Source organism: Arthrobacter sp. CDRTa11 (genome assembly GCF_026427775.1).
GTDB lineage: Bacteria > Actinomycetota > Actinomycetes > Actinomycetales > Micrococcaceae > Arthrobacter.
Genome location: NZ_CP044532.1, coordinates 3,733,070 through 3,751,084, shown reverse-complemented (window position 1 = coordinate 3,751,084; position 18,015 = coordinate 3,733,070). Strand labels below are relative to the sequence as shown.

12 protein-coding genes are annotated in these 18,015 nt (G+C 65.4%); 8 read left to right on the top strand and 4 right to left on the bottom strand.

Annotation, left to right across the window (positions count from 1 at the left end; genetic code table 11):
* Positions 1-34: 34 nt before the first annotated feature.
* From F8G81_RS16895 to F8G81_RS16870, 6 genes are all read left to right on the top strand, one after another.
* On the top strand, positions 35-1,618 hold the full coding sequence (locus tag F8G81_RS16895) for an NAD(P)H-hydrate epimerase (protein ID WP_267275830.1): 1,584 nt from the start codon (positions 35-37) through the stop codon (positions 1,616-1,618).
* Positions 1,619-1,712: 94 nt separating this feature from the next.
* The gene (gene glgX / locus F8G81_RS16890; protein WP_267275829.1) at positions 1,713-3,968 is read left to right on the top strand and encodes a glycogen debranching protein GlgX; all 2,256 of its coding nucleotides are present in this window, start codon (positions 1,713-1,715) and stop codon (positions 3,966-3,968) included.
* A complete protein-coding gene (gene treY, locus F8G81_RS16885; protein ID WP_267275828.1) occupies positions 3,965-6,286 on the top strand; it encodes a malto-oligosyltrehalose synthase in 2,322 nt (773 codons plus the stop codon). The genes glgX and treY overlap by 4 nt, the downstream gene beginning before the upstream one ends.
* Positions 6,283-8,052: a malto-oligosyltrehalose trehalohydrolase gene (gene treZ / locus F8G81_RS16880; RefSeq protein WP_267275827.1), complete on the top strand. Its 1,770-nt coding sequence runs from the start codon at positions 6,283-6,285 to the stop codon at positions 8,050-8,052. Before treY ends, treZ begins: the two co-directional genes overlap by 4 nt.
* 88 nt (positions 8,053-8,140) lie before the next feature.
* Positions 8,141-9,181, top strand: a complete 1,041-nt coding sequence (mgrA, locus tag F8G81_RS16875) for an L-glyceraldehyde 3-phosphate reductase (protein WP_267275826.1) — start codon at positions 8,141-8,143, stop codon at positions 9,179-9,181.
* Positions 9,182-9,343: 162 nt separating this feature from the next.
* Entirely contained in the window at positions 9,344-10,429 is a 1,086-nt protein-coding gene (locus tag F8G81_RS16870; protein WP_267275825.1) for an inositol-3-phosphate synthase, read from the top strand.
* Positions 10,430-10,587: 158 nt separating this feature from the next.
* Here F8G81_RS16870 and F8G81_RS16865 read toward each other — a convergent pair whose 3' ends face one another.
* The 3 genes from F8G81_RS16865 to mshA form a co-directional block, all read right to left on the bottom strand.
* Entirely contained in the window at positions 10,588-11,547 is a 960-nt protein-coding gene (locus F8G81_RS16865) for a DUF559 domain-containing protein (RefSeq protein WP_267275824.1), read from the bottom strand.
* A gap of 181 nt (positions 11,548-11,728) precedes the next feature.
* Positions 11,729-13,411, bottom strand: a complete 1,683-nt coding sequence (locus F8G81_RS16860; protein ID WP_267275823.1) for a formate--tetrahydrofolate ligase — start codon at positions 13,409-13,411, stop codon at positions 11,729-11,731.
* Positions 13,412-13,459: 48 nt separating this feature from the next.
* A complete protein-coding gene (gene mshA, locus F8G81_RS16855) occupies positions 13,460-14,725 on the bottom strand; it encodes a D-inositol-3-phosphate glycosyltransferase (RefSeq protein ID WP_267275822.1) in 1,266 nt (421 codons plus the stop codon).
* A gap of 241 nt (positions 14,726-14,966) precedes the next feature.
* On the opposite strand from mshA, the gene F8G81_RS16850 reads away from it, so the two are divergent.
* Positions 14,967-15,416 (top strand): GNAT family N-acetyltransferase, encoded by a 450-nt coding sequence (locus F8G81_RS16850; protein ID WP_267279266.1) that lies wholly within the window; start codon positions 14,967-14,969, stop codon positions 15,414-15,416.
* Here F8G81_RS16850 and F8G81_RS16845 read toward each other — a convergent pair.
* Complete coding sequence (locus F8G81_RS16845) at positions 15,413-16,843, bottom strand: 6-phospho-beta-glucosidase (protein WP_267275821.1); 1,431 nt, start codon at positions 16,841-16,843, stop codon at positions 15,413-15,415. The genes F8G81_RS16850 and F8G81_RS16845 overlap by 4 nt on opposite strands.
* A 71-nt stretch (positions 16,844-16,914) precedes the next feature.
* On the opposite strand from F8G81_RS16845, the gene F8G81_RS16840 reads away from it, so the two are divergent.
* Entirely contained in the window at positions 16,915-18,006 is a 1,092-nt protein-coding gene (locus tag F8G81_RS16840) for a carbohydrate kinase family protein (RefSeq protein WP_267275820.1), read from the top strand.
* Positions 18,007-18,015 lie beyond the last annotated feature (9 nt).

Here is an 18,015-nt window from a genome sequence, read left to right as displayed (position 1 = left end):
GTCCGCGCACTGATCCTGCCGCGGACCTGACATCATGATCAGCGCCTACACCGGAACCCAGATCAGGGCGGCCGAAGAGCCCTTCCTTGCTGCCGGCATGGGCGCTGTCCTGATGCAACGGGCTTCCCACGGGCTCGCCAACGCAGTGGTCCGTGAATTGCGGGCCAGGGGGCGGCGGTTGTACGGCTGCCACGTCGCCGTACTGGCCGGCAAGGGCAACAACGGCGGAGACGGCCTCTTTGCGGCCGCCTTCCTCGCTGCCCGCGGAATGCGGACGACGGCGGTGCTCACCTCGGCGACTGCGCACCCGGAAGCCCTTGCTGCCTTTCAGCGTGCGGGCGGCAGGGTGCACCTACTCACTGACGCCAGCGTCAGTGAGTTGGCCGCGGAGGTGGCGCGCGCCGACGTCGTGATTGATGCTGTGCTGGGTACCGGCGCCAAAGGCGGCCTGCGTGGACCCGCCGCGGCCCTGGTGGAGGCGCTTCTGGCGGCCGGACTGCCGAGTGGGTCCGGACAGCTGGTGGCTGCCTGTGACGTACCCAGCGGAGTCGATGCGGACACCGGGGAAGCCCAACCTCCCGTCCTGCCGGCTGACGTCACGGTGACCTTCGGCGGCGCCAAGGCCGGACTGCTGGCCGACCCCGGAGCGGGCCACTCAGGCCGCGTCCAGGTGGTGCCCATTGGCATAGAGGAGAACCTGCCATGGCCTGCCCTGCGCAGGTTCGATGCCGCGGACCTCTCCCGTTTGCTGCCTCAGCCGGGAAGACGCTCACACAAGTATTCCCGAGGTGTGCTGGGTGTGGTGGCGGGATCCGCGGACTATCCTGGGGCCGCGGTGCTGGCATGCCGCGGAGCCCTGGCAGCAGGCGTGGGCATGGTCCGCTACCTGGGCCCGCCCGAGGTGGCTGACCTCATCCGGCAGTCCTGCCCCGAGGTGGTGTGCGGCACGGGCTCTGTGGCAGAGACGCACGTCCAGGCCTGGCTGGTGGGTTCAGGAATGGGTCCCGGCGACGACGAACAGCTTCAGCGCGCGCGGGACGCCGTGGACTCCGGATTGCCCACGATTGCCGACGCCGGCGCGCTTCCGGTCCTGCCCGACGTAATGGCACCCCAGGTAGTGCTGACCCCGCATGCGGGCGAACTCGCGGCACTGCTGCAAAGGCTCCGTGGCCATTCTGACGGCTCCGGCGCTCCTTTTCCTGACCGCGCCGCCGTCGAAGCCCGCACGCTGGAAGCTGTCCGCCACGCCGCGGTGCTGACCGAGGCCACCGTCCTCCTCAAGGGTGCGGCGACACTCGTTGCGTCCCCCTTCCAGGACGCCTACAGCCAGGCAGACGGTACGCCCTGGCTCGCCACCGCCGGCAGCGGCGACGTCCTGGCCGGAATCATCGGTGCGCTGCTCGCACAGGCGGGTTCCGACGTCGGGCGCTTCAGTGATGCGGGCATCGATCCGGAGGAACGCTGGGCGGCCATTGCCGCGCTCGCAGCGAGCCTGCACGGCTTGGCTGGAGCGGCTGCAGCCGCCGGCGGACCGCTGACGGCAGGCCGGATTGCGGACGCCCTGCCGGAGGTTTGGGGTAAAGTAAGCAGGCTTAGCAATTCGGTGGTGAAATCGTAAGAGTCACACCCACCCGCTACGGTAGCAATAGGTTCTTTACCGGCAGGGGGTGGCTTTGGACGCCCTGCCGGCCGAACGACGACGAGGAGAACGCATGGAAATCTGGCCCGGATCGGCTTATCCGCTTGGCGCCACTTTTGACGGGACAGGCACCAACTTCGCCCTGTTCAGCGAACGCGCAGAGAAAGTGGAACTGTGCCTCTTTGACGATGACGGAGTGGAGACGCGCTACGAGCTGGACGAAGTGGACGGCTACGTGTGGCACTGCTACATTCCCCAGGTCCAGCCCGGCCAGAAGTACGGCTACCGCGTCCATGGGCCCTACGACCCCGCCTCCGGCAACAGGTTCAACCCCAACAAACTCCTTCTGGATCCCTATGCCAAGGCCGTGCATGGACAGGTGGACTGGGACCCGTCTCTTTTCTCCTACAACCTTGGCGAACCTGACTCCATCAACAATGAGGACTCCGCCCCGCACATGATGCTGGGCGTGGTCATCAACCCGTTCTTTGACTGGGACGGCGACCACAACCTGCGGGTGCCGTACCACAAGTCCGTTATCTACGAGGCTCATGTCAAAGGCCTGACGCAGCTTCACCCCGAAATCCCGGAGGAGCAGCGCGGTACCTATGCCGGCGTGGCACACCCCTCGGTCATCTCGCACCTGCAGAAGCTGGGCATTACCGCCATCGAACTGATGCCGGTGCACCAGTTCGTCAATGACGGGACACTTCAGGACAAGGGCCTGAACAACTACTGGGGCTATAACACCATCGGATTCTTCGCCCCGCAGAACACCTACAGCTCCACAGGTGACACCGGCCAGCAGGTCCAGGACTTCAAAGCCATGGTGCGCTCGCTGCACCGCGCCGGGATCGAGGTCATCCTGGACGTGGTGTACAACCACACGGCGGAAGGAAACCACCTCGGCCCCACCCTCTCCTTCAAGGGCATCGACAACGCCGCCTACTACCGGCTGATGGAGGGCGACCAGAAGCACTACATGGACTACACCGGCACCGGCAATTCGCTCAACGTCCGCCAGCCGCACTCCCTCCAGCTCCTGATGGACTCGCTGCGCTACTGGGTCACCGAAATGCATGTGGACGGGTTCCGCTTTGACCTCGCCTCCACGCTGGCCCGCGAATTCTACGACGTCGACAAGCTGTCCACGTTCTTCGAACTTATCCAGCAGGATCCGGTGGTATCCCAGGTCAAGCTCATTGCCGAGCCGTGGGATGTCGGGCCCGGCGGCTACCAGGTGGGCAACTTCCCGCCGCAGTGGACGGAATGGAACGGCAAGTACCGGGACACGGTCCGGGACTTCTGGCGCGGTGAACCCGCCACCCTGGGCGAGTTCGCGTCGCGGATCACCGGATCGGCAGATCTCTACGAGCACTCCGGCCGCCGTCCCGTGGCATCCATCAACTTTGTCACCGCCCATGACGGCTTCACCCTGGCGGACCTGGTGTCCTACAACGAGAAGCACAACGAGGCGAACGGCGAGGGCAACAACGACGGCGAATCCCACAACCGGTCCTGGAACTGCGGGGTGGAAGGACCCACTGATGATCCCGCAGTCCTGGGCCTGCGGGCCCGCCAGCAGCGGAACTTCATCGCGTCGCTGCTGCTCTCCCAGGGCGTGCCCATGCTGCTGCACGGCGACGAGCTTGGCCGCACCCAGCAGGGCAACAACAACGGCTACTGCCAGGACTCGGAACTGACCTGGGTCAACTGGGACAACATCGACCAGCCGCTTGTTGAGTTCACGGCCGCCGTCAACGCCCTTCGCGCCAAGCACCCCACCTTCCGCCGGAGCCGGTTCTTCGACGGACGACCTGTCCTGAGAGGCGAAGGCGAGCGGCTGCCGGACATCGTCTGGCTGGACCTCGACGGCGAAACCATGAAACCGGAGGACTGGCATAGCGGTTTTGGACGCTCGGTGGGCGTCTTCCTGAATGGCAACGGCATCCAGGGCAAGGACACCCGCGGCCGCAGGATTACGGACGTCAACTTCCTGCTCTACTTCAACGCCCACGTCGACATGGTTAAGTTCACGCTTCCGGCCGACGAGTACGCGCCGGCCTGGGACATCATCATTGACACCGCCGGGCACCACGCTGACACCGATCCTGTGAACGCGGGCCAGTCACTGCGCGTTGACGCGAAATCCCTCGTTGTCCTCCGCGCCCATAGCGTGCCGGAAACCGAGCCGGACCACTCGGTGGCGGCATCGCTTGCAGCGTTGACGCAGACATCCACCAGTGAGACCGAGGCTTTCAGCACACCCATGGTGGCTGAGCCGGGGAAGACCACGAAAGTGGGTCCACGAAGGGAATCGGCAAAATGAGGGTACCGGCTTCGACGTACCGGCTGCAGATCCGCCGCAGCTTCACGCTCTTTGACGCCGCGGACAGGGTGCCGTACCTGAAATCACTCGGGGTTGACTGGCTTTACCTGTCTCCCATCCTGACGGCCGAGCAGGGGTCCGACCACGGCTACGATGTCACCGATCCATCCTCGGTGGATCCGGAGCGCGGAGGGCCGGAGGGCCTCCTTGCCCTCTCAAAGGCCGCACGTGAGCACGGCATGGGCGTCCTCGTGGATATCGTCCCCAACCACGTGGGGGTGGCGTCCCCGCCGCAGAACCCCTGGTGGTGGTCGCTGCTGAAGGAAGGCCGCGGCTCCCGTTACGCCGAGGCGTTCGACGTCGACTGGGACTTCGGCGGCGGGAAGATCCGCCTTCCCGTGCTGGGCTCGGATGACGACCTGGACAAGCTTGAGGTCAAGGACGGCGAACTGCGCTACTACGACCACCGCTTTCCGCTCGCCGAAGGAACCTGTGCCGAAGGTGATTCGGCGGCCGCGGTTCACGACCGGCAGCACTACCAGCTGATGGACTGGCGGCGAGCGAATGCCGAGCTCAACTACCGCCGCTTCTTCGCTGTCACCACTCTTGCCGGGATACGCGTGGAAGTCCCGCAGGTCTTCGATGAAGCGCACGCCGAGGTTGCCCGCTGGTTCCGCGAGGGGCTGGTGGACGGACTACGCGTGGACCACCCGGACGGCCTGGCGGATCCTGCCGGTTACCTGCGTTGGCTCAAGGACCTCACGGGCGGCGCCTACGTACTCGTGGAAAAGATCCTCGAGCCGGGTGAGGTCCTTCCTGGAGACTTCGCGTGTGAGGGAACAACGGGCTACGACGCCCTGGCTGACGTTGACCGAATCCTGGTTGATCCGGCCGGCCAGCCGGCCCTGGACGCCCTGGATGCCAGCCTTCGCGGCAGTGACCGCCCGGCCGACTACGCCACCATGATCCACGGCACCAAACGGATGATTGCCGACGGCATCCTGCGCGCCGAGGTGCTGCGGCTGGCCCGGTTGGTTCCGCCGTCGTACGGGCTGCCGGAAGACCAGGCAGCCGACGCCATCGCGGAAATCATCGCCGCGTTCCCCGTTTACCGGAGTTACCTGCCTACCGGCGCCGAAGTCCTCAAAGAAGCCTGCGAGTCGGCGGCGGCACGCCGTCCGGATCTGGAGGTCGCCGTTGGAACACTGCTGCCCCTCCTCCTGGACCCCAGCCTGCCCATAGCCGTGCGCTTTCAGCAGACCTCCGGCATGGTGATGGCGAAGGGCGTGGAGGACACGGCGTTCTACCGCTACACGCGGCTGGGCACACTGACTGAAGTAGGGGCAGAACCAACTGAGTTTGCTGTGGCACCCGAGGAATTCCACCAGCGGATGCTCCGGCGCGCCGAAGAGCTGCCGGAATCCATGACCACACTGTCCACCCATGACACCAAGCGCAGTGAGGACGCCCGGGCCCGGATCTCGGTGATCGCCGAGGTACCTGACAAGTGGACGGCAGCCGTCAAAACGCTTCAGGAACTCGCGCCGGTTCCCGACGGCCCCTTTGCTAACCTCCTGTGGCAGGCAGTGATCGGTGCCTGGCCCGGCAGCAGGGAACGGTTGCAGGGCTACGCACAAAAAGCTGCCCGGGAGGCCGGCAACTCCACCACGTGGACGGACCCGGACGAGCACTTCGAAGCAACCGTCAGGGCGGCCGTTGACGCCGCCTTCGACGATCCGCGCGTAGCCGCGGTGATTGAGGGTTTTGTGGCAAGCACGGATTCCTTTGCCGCCTCGAACTCCCTGTCCGCCAAACTGATCCAGCTGACCATGCCCGGCGTTCCTGACGTTTACCAAGGCACAGAGTTCTGGGACCGGTCGCTGACCGACCCCGATAACCGGCGCCCGGTCGACTTTCAGCGCCGGGAGGACGAACTGGCCCGGATCGACGGCGGATCACTGCCGGCTCCCGGCGCGGAGGCCAGTAAGCTGCTGGTCACCTCACGGGCGCTCCGCCTGCGCCGTGACCGGCCAGAGCTGTTCCAGGGCTACCGTCCCGTGCAGGCTTCCGGAGCAGCGGCAGAACATCTGCTGGCGTTCGAGCGCGGTTCCGGGGCCGGCGCCGTTACCGTAGCCACAAGGCTTCCCTTTGGACTGGAGCAGGGCGGCGGGTGGCGGGACACCGCCGTCGAACTTTCCATCCACCTGCGCGACGAACTTACGGGCAACATCCTTGGGCCCGGGTCCGTTCCCGTGGCGGACATCCTCCGGACCTACCCTGTGGCGCTGCTTGTACCCGTGAAGGGAGCCGAATCATGAGTCTGGTCCACAATGGCCCCGGCCGCTTTGACGTCTGGGCGCCCAGAGCGGAGTCAGTCACCCTGTTGGCCGGCGGGCAACACTATCCGATGGCGAGGGTGGAGCGTGGTCCCGGAGCTGAGGGCTGGTGGGCCGCTGAGTCCGCTCCCGTGGACGGGGATGTTGACTACGGCTACCTGCTGGATGACGACCCTCAGCCGTTGCCGGACCCGCGCTCACGCCGCCTCCCGGACGGTGTCCACGCGTTGTCCCGGACCTACGGGCCCGCTGCCCATGCCTGGCAAGACGCCGGCTGGCAGGGCAAGGAGTTGCGCGGAGCAGTCATTTACGAGCTTCATGTGGGTACATTCACTCCGGAAGGCACACTGGACGCCGCTGCCGAAAAGCTTGGCTACCTGGCGGACCTGGGCATCGAGTTCGTGGAACTTCTGCCCGTCAACGGGTTCAACGGAACGCACAACTGGGGCTACGACGGCGTTCAGTGGTTTGCGGTCCATGAAGGCTACGGCGGTCCGGCTGCCTACCAGAGGTTTGTGGACGCCACCCACGCTGCCGGTATGGGCGTTATCCAGGACGTTGTTTACAACCACCTCGGGCCCAGCGGCAACTACTTGGCCCGTTATGGCCCGTACCTGAAACAGGGTGACGCCAACACCTGGGGCGACTCCGTCAACCTGGACGGCCCCGGCTCCGACGTGGTCCGTGAATACATCCTGGACAACGCGGCGCTGTGGCTGAGGGACTACCACGTGGACGGACTGCGCCTGGATGCTGTCCATGCCCTGCGGGACGAGCGCGCCGTGCACCTCCTTGAGGAACTGGGGGCCCTCGGGGATGCCATTTCCGCGGAAACCGGCCTGCCCAAGACACTGATCGCTGAATCGGACCTGAACAATCCGCGCCTGATCTACCCGCGCAACGTCAATGGCTACGGCTTGGCAGGGCAGTGGAGCGATGACTTCCACCATGCCGTCCACGTTAATGTCAGCGGCGAAACCACCGGCTACTACGGCGATTTCGCGTCCTTGGGGGTCCTCGCCAAAGTCCTCAAGGACGGGTTCCTGCACGACGGCAGCTACTCCAGTTTCCGCGGCCGCCACCACGGACGGCCCATCAACACCGCACTGGTTCGCCCCGAAGCGCTGGTGGTCTGCAACCAGAACCACGACCAAATTGGCAACAGGGCCACGGGGGACAGGCTTTCCCAGTCGCTGCACTACGGCCAACTGGCTGTCGCCGCGGTGCTGACCCTGACCTCTCCCTTTACTCCCATGCTGTTTATGGGTGAGGAATTCGGCGCCTCCACACCATGGCAGTTCTTTACCTCCCACCCGGAACCGGAGCTGGGCAAGGCGACGGCGGAAGGCAGGATCCGTGAGTTCGAACGGATGGGCTGGGATCCCGCCGTCGTGCCCGATCCACAGGATCCGGAAACGTTCCGGCGCTCAAAGCTGAACTGGGCGGAGGCTTCCGGGGGCCGGCACGCACGGCTTTTGGAGCTTTACCGATCCCTTACGGCCTTACGCCGCGGGAACCCGGATCTGGCAGGGCTGGGGTTCACCGACACCGAGGTGGCGTTCAGTAACGACGACGGCTGGCTGCGTTTTCGGCGCGGGGCCGTGGAAGTGCTGCTGAACTTCTCCGAGGAGGAGATCCGCCTTGAGGATGCATCCGGATTGATGCTCCTCGCCACGGATGACGCCACGAAACAGGAAGGCGGGGCGGTCACCTTGCCTGCCTGGAGTGCTGCCATCCTGAAGGGCTAGTTCCATGCCGCGGGCTGTCTTATCAGCCCGCGGCGTAACACTTCGCCATGGACGTGTAGCGCGGATCACAACTGGCAGGATAGAACGTATGACTTATTCTGCTGCGGAGAACCGCTATGAATCCATGCCCTACCGCCGCGTCGGCCGCAGCGGACTGAAGCTCCCGGCCATCTCGCTGGGCCTGTGGCACAACTTCGGAGATGACAAGCGCTTTGACGAACAGCGCGCCATTCTCCGGCGTGCCTTCGACCTGGGCGTCAACCACTTCGACCTCGCCAACAACTACGGTCCGCCGGACGGCTCCGCGGAGACCAACTTCGGCCGCCACCTCGCGGACGACTTCAAACCCTACCGCGACGAACTGGTCATCTCCACGAAGGCCGGCTACTACATGTGGCCGGGACCGTACGGTGAATGGGGCTCCCGAAAATACCTGATTTCAAGCCTGGACCAGTCCCTGCAGCGGATGGGCCTGGACTACGTGGACATCTTCTACAGCCACCGGCCGGACCCGGAAACGCCCATGGAGGAGACCATGGGAGCGTTGGACTATGCCGTGCGCTCCGGCAAGGCACTGTACGCAGGCATCTCGTCCTACACACCTGAGCAGACGCTCGAGGCCGCCCGGATCCTGAAGGAACTTGGCACCCCGCTGCTGATCCACCAGCCCAGCTACTCCATGCTGAACCGATGGACGGAAAATGGGACCCCTAACCTCTATGAAGCACTGGAGCAGGTGGGCGCCGGTTCCATCGCGTTCTCACCGCTTGCCCAAGGGATGCTCACGGACCGTTACCTGAACGGCATTCCGGCTGACTCCAGGGCAGCGAAGGCCCGCTTCCTGTCCGAAGACGCCATCACGGAGGAGAAGCTGGACCGGATCCGTGGACTGAACAAGATCGCGGCTGACCGCGGGCAGACGCTGGCCCAGATGGCCATCGCCTGGATCCTGCGCGACCAGCCGAAGGGTACCCCGGTTACGTCGGCACTGGTGGGCGCTTCCAGCGTCCGGCAGCTGGAAGACAGCCTGGCCGCCATCAACAATTTGGAGTTCACAGCTGAGGAACTCACAGCAATTGACGAGTTCGCGGTGGAGTCGGACATCAACCTCTGGGCGCAGCAGCCGTAACGTCTGTTCGCAGGGCCGCTGCGTGGGGGCGGGAACAATGCCCGCCCCCACGCAGTTGGGTACTATGAAAAGGCGCCGAGTGGCGCCGTGCCTGCTGTCCGCCGTCGTACTTTTCCCGTACAGGCTGTCCCGGCGGCTGAAGTTTGTCCTCAAAGGAGTTCCGTGTCTTCAAATCCGATTCGTGTTGCAATCGTCGGTGTGGGTAACTGCGCCGCCTCGCTCGTCCAGGGTGTGCACTACTACCGTGACGCCGATCCGAAGGCCACAATCCCCGGTCTGATGCACGTGGAGTTCGGCAAGTACCACGTTAACGACGTCCAGTTCGTTGCAGCGTTTGACGTTGACGGCAAGAAGGTCGGCGTTGACCTGGCGGACGCCATCCTGGCCAGCGAAAACAACACCATCAAGATCGCCGACGTTCCGCCCACCGGTGTCACCGTCCAGCGCGGCCACACCCTTGACGGGCTTGGCAAGTACTACCTTGAGACCATCGAGCAGTCCCCGGTAGAGCCGGTGGACGTCGTCCAGGCCCTCAAGGACGCCAAGGCTGACGTCATGGTCTGCTACCTCCCCGTCGGATCCCAGGAAGCCGCGGAGTTCTACGCGCAGGCAGCCATCGACGCCGGAGTTGCCTTCGTCAACGCCCTCCCGGTCTTCATCGCCGGCACCAAGGCGTGGGCTGACAAGTTCACCGCTGCCGGCGTGCCGATCGTGGGCGACGACATCAAGAGCCAGATCGGTGCCACCATCACACACCGGGTCATGGCCAAACTGTTCGAGGATCGCGGCGTCACCCTGGACCGCACGTACCAGCTGAACGTCGGCGGCAACATGGACTTCAAGAACATGCTGGAGCGGGACCGCCTGGAGTCCAAGAAGATTTCCAAGACGCAGGCCGTGACCTCCAACGTTGAGGCCGAGCTCGCAGCCAAGGACGTCCACATCGGCCCGTCCGATTACGTCCAGTGGCTCGATGACCGCAAGTGGGCGTTTGTGCGCCTCGAGGGCCGCAACTTCGGCGATGCCCCGGTGTCGCTGGAATACAAGCTGGAAGTCTGGGACTCACCCAACTCCGCCGGTGTGATCATCGACGCCATCCGTGCCGCCAAGATCGGCCTGGACCGCGGCGTCGGCGGCCCGCTGCTCTCCGCTTCGAGCTACTTCATGAAGTCCCCGCCGGAGCAGTTCAACGACGACCTCGCCCGTGAAAAGGTCGAGGCCTTCATCCGCGGCGACCTGGAGCGCTAACCCCGGACGCTCTCTCACTTGCTGCAGCTTTTGGCGTGACGCTCTCTCACTCTGGTGGGGGAGCGTCATGGCTTTAAGCGCCAACGATCCTCTCTCACTTAATGTCGCTTCAGGGCCGATCCTCTCTCACTTAATGTGGCTTTTTGACGAACCCTCTATCAGTCGATGCTGGCAAATCCGGAGGCCTGAGGATGGTCAATCCAGCCCGTGCGCAGGGCCCGCTTGATCTTCACAACTGCACCCGCGAAATCGTCCGCAAGATCGCTCTTGTCGAAGACCAGAACCGTCCAGCCGGCTGACTCGAAAGCCCTATTCCGTCTCCGGTCGCTGAGGATCTGCGCCTCGCCAAGGTGGTGCCCGCCGTCGTACTGGATTGCGAGCCTGCGATGACGGTAGGCGAGATCGGCCGACGGCGACCGCGGGTCTCCAGTGCGCAACGGCACCTGAAGTTCGGGCTCGGACAGCCCGGCGCTGCCAATAGCCAGCCGAAGCAGCGACTCGGGCGCGGAATCCGCACCTACGCGCATCAGATCCAGTGCTTCACGCGCCCGGACGATGCCCTGAAGATTCGGGTGTCGGCCCACCAGCGCACGTAGTCCCGCGATCGTGTCGTGAGGCTGTGAGCGTCCTTCGAAGTCCAGCCGGGGGATGCGGATCAGCTCGTCGCCCATGCTCACCAGGTCATGGAGCGGCAGGATCCGGGCCAAATCGAGCCACGTCCGAGACCGTGTGCTCATCCTGATGCCGTCCACCAGTTCGCTCTCGTCGTCCATTGTCAGGACGGTGTGGCCTACCACGCCCTTTCGACGGACCGATGGAAGCGAGCGGGGCTTGCTTAGATGAAGTTCCGTGGAATCGGCAAGCCAGGGAGGCAGTAGCTGGCACCGAAGCCGGGCAGCGGTGACGTGCGAGATCCAGGCTCCGGGCGATGCAGCCGACAGAGCCCTGGCGGCATCTTCCAGTTCAAAGTCCCAGTTGGTAGGCCGGTAGAGGCCGCGACCGACGTTGACCACATCCTTCCGGCGAAGCCTGGTCAGGCTAACGCCAGCGGCTAATGCGGAGCCAAAGGTGAAGGGAGCCGTCGCTAAGGGCTGGGGCAGATAATTTTGCTTTCGCATGACGGCATTGTTACCCGAAACGGCAAAAGGCTGCAGAAGTTATCCACAGGCGGTATGTGGCTTCGGTAGGTGCGAGAGGGTCGCTCGAAAACCGACATTGACTGAGAGAGGGTCGCTCAAAACCGACATTAGGTGAGAGAGGGTCGCTCGAAAACCGACATTAAGTGAGAGAGCGTCCCGGTCAGGAGAGGCCGACGGGGTTGCCGGCGTCGTCCACGTCCATCCGCATCGCCGCCGGGACAGGCGGCAGGCCTGGCATGGTCATCACGGCTCCGGTCAGGGCCACGATGAACCCGGCGCCGGTCTTGGGGATGAGGTCGCGCACATGGATGGTGAAGCCGCTGGGCGCACCAAGCCGGGAAGCGTCGTCGCTGAAGGAATACTGGGTCTTGGCCATGCAGACCGGCAGTCCGCCCCAGCCGTTTTTTCGGATGTCCGCCAGCCGTTTCTGAGCCGGGACCGAGAACTCCACCCCGTCCGCGCCGTATATCTCACGGGCAATTCGAGCAATCTTGTCCTCCACCGGCAGGTCCAGCGGGTACAGGTGTTTGAAGCCGTTGGGTTCGGCAACCACCTTGGCGACTATGGCTGCCAGTTCATCGCCGCCGTCCCCGCCGCCGCCGCGTCCCCACACATCCGCAACCGCCGCCAGGACACCCTCGGCGGCGCACCACTCGAGAAGCCAGTCGAGCTCCTCCTGTGTGTCCGTGGCGAACCTGTTGATGGCCACCACGGGTGTCACCCCGAACTTCGCCACGTTGTGGACATGGCGGCGAAGATTATCAATGCCGGCGAGAAGCGCCTCGAGGTCCGGTTCCTTGAGCCTGTCCGCAGCCACGCCGCCCTGCATCTTCAGAGCCCTCACGGTGGCCACCACCACGACGGCGGACGGCGCCACATCCGCTACGCGCGCCTTAATGTCCATGTACTTCTCCGCACCCAGGTCTGCGCCAAACCCGGCCTCGGTCACCACAATGTCGGCAAGCCGCCGTGCTGTCTGCGTGGCAATGAGGGAATTGCAGCCGTGCGCGATGTTGGCGAACGGCCCGCCGTGGACCAGCGCCGGGGTACCGGCGATGGTCTGCACCAGGTTGGGCTTGATGGCTTCCTTGAGGAGCAGCGCCAGCGCACCCTCGACGCCCAGGTCAGCTACCGTGACAGGCGAACGGTCATACGTGTAGCCGAACGTAATCAGGCCCAGGCGCCTGCGGAGGTCCGCCAGGTCGGTGGCCAGGCAGAACACCGCCATGATCTCCGAGGCTACGGTGATGTCGAACCCGTCCTGCCGGGGGACTCCCTGGGTTGGCCCGCCCAGCCCGATGATGATTTCCCGCAGCGACCTGTCGTTCATGTCCAGGACCCGCTTAAAAGTCATCCGCCGCGGATCTATGTTCAGCTCGTTGCCCTGGTAGATGTGGTTGTCCACGAGCGCCATCAGCGCATTGTTCGCGGAGGTCACGGCATGGAAGTCGCCCGTGAAGTGCAGGTTGATCTCATCCATGGGAAGAACCTGGGAATAGCCGCCGCCGGTGGCACCGCCCTTCATGCCCAGGATCGGCCCCAGTGACGGTTCCCGCAGCGCAATCATCACCTTGTGGCCGGCCCGCGCCAGCGAATCAGCCAAGCCAACCGTTGTGGTGGATTTCCCTTCGCCGGCGGGGGTAGGGGACATGGCCGAAACCAGCACCACCTTTCCTGCGGGGGCCGGGGCGTCCAGCCGTGCCGGGTCAATCTTTGCCTTGAACCTGCCATACAGCTCAAGCGCCCCGGAGTTGATGCCGGCAGCCGCCGCGATGTCTTCGATGGGCCTGATGCTGGCCTGCCTGGCAATGTCGAGGTCGCTGAGGGTCATCCGTTCAGACATCTTCGTCCTTTGTTCGGTATCTCTTCGGCCAGGCGGGCGCGCTGGCTTTCAGGGGGCCTGGACCGCCGGGATCAGCCGGCGGCCCAAATGGTTGTCGACGGCGGCATGGTAGCTTTCGAGCGTAATGGCGGCGGTGCGCTGCCAGCCTGAGTTCTCCGCCCTGATGGCGGCGGCCCGCCCCATGTCCTCACGGGTGGCCGGATCGTCGTACAGGGCTTCGAGTGCATCGGCCCAGTCCGCGGCGTGGTGGCCTTTCACCAGCAGGCCGGTCCGGCCGTGGCAGATAGCCCGCGAAAGTCCGCCCACCCGGGTGGCCACCACGGGCGTCCCGCAGGCCTGTGCCTCCAGCGCGACCAGCCCGAATGACTCGCTGTAGGACGGCATGACCACTACGTCTGCTGACCTGAACCAGGCCGCCAGCTCCGCTGCCCCCACAGGCGGAAGATGCGTCACAACGTCTTCCATTCCGGCGTCCGCGATCAGGTGCCGGAGGTTGAAATCCTTGTTGCCGCTCAGCGCGCCAAGGATGGTAAGCCGAAGATCGATCCCGGGGCGCCGGGACCGCAGCAGGGCAGCTGCCTTGAGCAGTATCTGCGGGCCCTTCAGCCTCTGGATGCGGCCGGCGAACACCAGGTGGAATGTTTCCGCCGGTACGCCGCGCTCTGCCCGCGACCGCGAACGGAACGCAGGCGTGAAGGTGCTCAGGTCCACTCCTGGCGGCGCGATGTCGATCTGCTCGAAATCCGCGTTGTAGTGCGACACCAGTTCGGCTGCCTCGGCACTGGTGTTGGCGATCAGCCGTTCGGAACCGTCCACGATACGCTGCTCGCCTACCTCACGGCGCCGCGGCTCCGGCTGTTCCCCCGACTCGAGCAACAGATTCTTGACCTTGGCCATGGTGTGCATGGTGTGGACCAGCGGCACGCCCCAGAGCTCGGACAGCTCCAGGCCCGCGATTCCGGACACCCAATAATGCGAGTGGATGACGTCGTACCGGCCGTGCAGCTGGCGCTGGCGGATCTGCTCGATCTCGGCAACGAAATGGTGCAGCAGCGCTGGGAGCTCCTCTTTCGGGATTTTCTGCCGCGGCCCGGCGAGAACGTTGTGGACGCATACGCCGGGGGCGGGATGTTCGACGGCGGGCTGCCGGGCTGACGTGGAGCGGGTGAAGATTTCCACCTCCACACCGAGCTCGGCAAGCGCTGATGCCAGCTCCCGGACATAGACGTTCATTCCACCGGCGTCCCCTGAGCCCGGCTGCTCCATGGGGGACGTGTGGAGGGAGAGCATCGCGACCCTGCGGATCAGTGTCATGAAATCTCCTTCCAACCGCCCGCATTGCCACCGGCACTGCACGGGCGGCGCCTGTGGTGGTGCATTCGATAAAACACTACTCCTCTGTTAACGGCCAGCTTCACGTCAGTTAAATTCCTCCTTCAGAGAGCCGTTCCGGCTGCTAGCGTGGGCGCTTGTGAGAGCAGCCCCAGATCCCAGTTCCAGTTCCACTTCTCCGGATTTTTCCGTGCGCCCGGCCACCGCCGGGGACTGGCCCGGTATGTGGGCCGTGCTGGAGCCGGTGATCAGGGCAGGCGAGACCTTCACCTGGGACCGGGACACGCCTGAGGATGATGCCAGGGAGCGCTGGTTCAAGGAGCCGCCGGGCCAGGCCTTTGTGGCGGTAACTCCCGACGGCGTGGTGATCGGTACCGGCGAGCTGCACCCCAACCAGGGCGGCCCCGGAAGCCATGTTGCCAATGCCGGGTACATGGTTCACGGCGATCACGGCGGCAAGGGGGTTGCGCGGGCTCTGTGCACCTACTCCCTGGAAGCAGCGCGGAGCGCCGGGTTCCGGGCCATGCAGTTCAACGCCGTGGTGGAAAGCAACGTCAGGGCCGTAGCCGCGTGGCAGGGGATGGGCTTCGAAATCCTGGCTACCATCCCCGAAGCCTTCCACCACCCCGCTTTGGGGTACGTCGGGCTGCATGTGATGTACCGCAGGCTTTAGGACTGCTGCCCATCAGGCCCACGGCGCCACAGCCGCTGCAGGGCCGGGAACTCGCTTTCATAGCCAGCCAGCAAGGCAGCCCCCAGCTCGGCTGAATCCACCAGCGGGTGCCGTGAGAATGCTTCGACGGCGGCAGTCCGGTCTCCACTCGCCGCCGCCTGGACGGTGAGCTGTTCCACCTCCTTGACCCGGCGAAGCAGCGCGAGTTGCTCCTCCGGCGGGGCAGACTGCGGAAGCGGCACCGCGCCGTCGGGCGTTATGGTGCAGGGGACCTCGACGACGGCGTCGGCAGGCAGTCCCGGAATGGCCGGTTCCGGAGCGGCCGGGCCAGTTCCTTCCGGACCGGGCGGCAGCGAGTTGCGTGTGTTGAGGATCAGCTGGGCCTGGCCCGCCTCGGGCGGGCCGCCGGCCAAGGCCCGCATGACCGCCAGCGCCACCCGTTCATACCCGCCGCCGGCGAGGTCGTCCTCGTCGCGCTGTTCGCCGTGCGTGCGGGCCTCGGCCAGGTACCCTTCCTCGCGGGACCGGCGGGCTTCGTCCCACAGACGGTAGGCGTCGGTGCCTGCTGCCGCGAGCCGTGGGTAAAGCCCGGACTGCTGGTCATGGATGGACTGGCCACGGGTCTGAGCCATGGCGCGCATGGCGGCGGTGGCACTTTCACGCTGGTAGTAGTAAAAGAGGTATTCGTTGGGGAGGGCGCCCAGCCCGGCCAGGAAAGGCTGCGGGAACAGGCGGCCTTCCTCGAACGAAGCGAGGGCGTTGGCGTCGGACAACAGCTCCGGAAGCACATCGCGCCCGCCCGACTCCAGCCGGTAAAGCCAGCCCAGGTGGTTCAGCCCGTAGTAGCCCACGCCGTCGAGATTTCCCTCCTGCAGGGTGATGCCGGCTGCACGGGCTGCGCGGTGGACCAGCCCGCCTGCCGAGTCGCAGATCCCGATGACTCTTGGGCCGAGGACAGGCAGCAGGGCCTCGGTGACCATACCGGCCGGGTTGGTGAAGTTGATGAGCCAGGCGTCCGGGCAATGTTCCTGCATCTGCCGGGCAAGGCTGAGCATCTCCGGAATGGTGCGCAGGGCGTAGGAGATGCCGCCCGCGCCGGTGGTCTCCTGCCCCAGCAGGCCAAGGTCCTGGGCCACGCGCTCATCGGCCACCCGGCCGGCCGTACCGCCGGGACGGATCGCGGCGAAGACCATCTGTGCTCCGGAGAGCGCCTCGGGGAGGGATGACGTTGTACGGACGGTAGGCCTCAAAGCCCCGTTGTCGGCGTCGGGCATGGACTTCAGAACGGCTGTGATGGCACTCAGTCGGGCAGGATCGACGTCGAACAGCACCAGTTCGCTGACCGTGCCCGCAAAGGCGGGGGAGGCCAGCGCCCGGTAGACCAGCGGGACGCGGAATCCACCGCCGCCGGCAATCATAAGCCGCATGGTCAGCAGTCTAGGCCCGGTGGCGGTGCGCCCCCTACCGCAGGGCCGCGGCAGGGCGTAGTGTGCCGGACATGGACGCGATCCCCGCCCGCAGATTCGATCCGCTCTCAGCCGTCCGCACGCCGTCGGACGGGCAGTTCGACCTGATCCTGGCCGGTACCGTCTTTCAGGACATCATCTTCACCGGGTTGCCGCACGCCCCGGAACCTGGCACCGAAATCTGGAGCGAGGGAATGGGCAGCTGCCCCGGCGGGGTAGCGAACCAGGCCATTGCCGCCGCCCGGCTGGGCCTCCGGACCGGTTTGGCGGCAGCTTTCGGGGACGACGGCTACGGCGACTACAACTGGAAAATCCTGGCCAGCCAGGAACACGTGGATCTCAGCCTGTCCCGCCGCATCCCGGGCTGGCACTCGCCTGTCACCGTGTCGCTCAGCGTCGAAAAGGACCGCTCGCTGGTGACCCATGGTCACCCCGCCCCCATCACCGCCTCGGACCTGATCGGCGTGCCGCCACCGGCGCTCGCGGGCATCGCCGAGCTGGGGCTTGAGATTGAGCCCTGGGCCAAGGAGGCCTACCAGGCCGGCGTTAAGCTTTTCGGCGACGTGGGATGGGACCCCAGCGGCGAATGGTCACCGGTCCGGCTGGAGAACCTGCAGTACTTCCACGCGTTCCTGCCCAACCAGCGCGAGGCCATGGCGTTCACGGGAAAGGACGACCCCTGGGCCGCGCTGTACTCCCTCGCTGACCGGGTGCCGGTGGCAGTGGTGACGCTCGGCGCCCAGGGGGCAATGGCCGTGGACTCCGAGACTGGGGAGGAGGAGTGGGTACCGTCTCTGCCTGTGGCCGCCTATGATCCCACCGGCGCCGGTGACTGCTTTGACGCCGCGTTCATCGTGGGCAGCCTCGCCGGCTGGCCATTGGGCAACAGGCTCCGTTTTGCGAACCTCTGCGCCTCGCTGGCCGTGCAGGAAGTGGGCGGTTCCTTGGCGGCCCCGGGATGGGGTGACATTGCTGACTGGTGGCAACGGGCCAACGCCAGGCGGGAACGCCAGAGCAGCCAGTGGCTGCGCCGTTTCAGCTTCCTCGCCGAGATCATCCAGGACGTCCCGCTCGCTGCGCAGCGCCGGGCCACGGCCACCATCGCGCATCTCTCCGACGCCTGATCTGCAAAC

Excerpts from the sequence above, each read along its gene's own strand:
- mshA (WP_267275822.1), bottom strand. The coding sequence starts at position 14,725 with ATGACACTGATCCGCAGGGTCGCGATGCTCTCCCTCCACACGTCCCCC.
- F8G81_RS16860 (WP_267275823.1), bottom strand. The coding sequence starts at position 13,411 with ATGTCTGAACGGATGACCCTCAGCGACCTCGACATTGCCAGGCAGGCC.
- treY (WP_267275828.1), top strand. The coding sequence starts at position 3,965 with ATGAGGGTACCGGCTTCGACGTACCGGCTGCAGATCCGCCGCAGCTTC.
- F8G81_RS16840 (WP_267275820.1), top strand. The coding sequence starts at position 16,915 with ATGGACGCGATCCCCGCCCGCAGATTCGATCCGCTCTCAGCCGTCCGC.
- F8G81_RS16895 (WP_267275830.1), top strand. The coding sequence starts at position 35 with ATGATCAGCGCCTACACCGGAACCCAGATCAGGGCGGCCGAAGAGCCC.
- treZ (WP_267275827.1), top strand. The coding sequence starts at position 6,283 with ATGAGTCTGGTCCACAATGGCCCCGGCCGCTTTGACGTCTGGGCGCCC.
- F8G81_RS16845 (WP_267275821.1), bottom strand. The coding sequence starts at position 16,843 with ATGCGGCTTATGATTGCCGGCGGCGGTGGATTCCGCGTCCCGCTGGTC.
- F8G81_RS16850 (WP_267279266.1), top strand. The coding sequence starts at position 14,967 with ATGTGGGCCGTGCTGGAGCCGGTGATCAGGGCAGGCGAGACCTTCACC.
- F8G81_RS16865 (WP_267275824.1), bottom strand. The coding sequence starts at position 11,547 with ATGCGAAAGCAAAATTATCTGCCCCAGCCCTTAGCGACGGCTCCCTTC.
- glgX (WP_267275829.1), top strand. The coding sequence starts at position 1,713 with ATGGAAATCTGGCCCGGATCGGCTTATCCGCTTGGCGCCACTTTTGAC.
- mgrA (WP_267275826.1), top strand. The coding sequence starts at position 8,141 with ATGACTTATTCTGCTGCGGAGAACCGCTATGAATCCATGCCCTACCGC.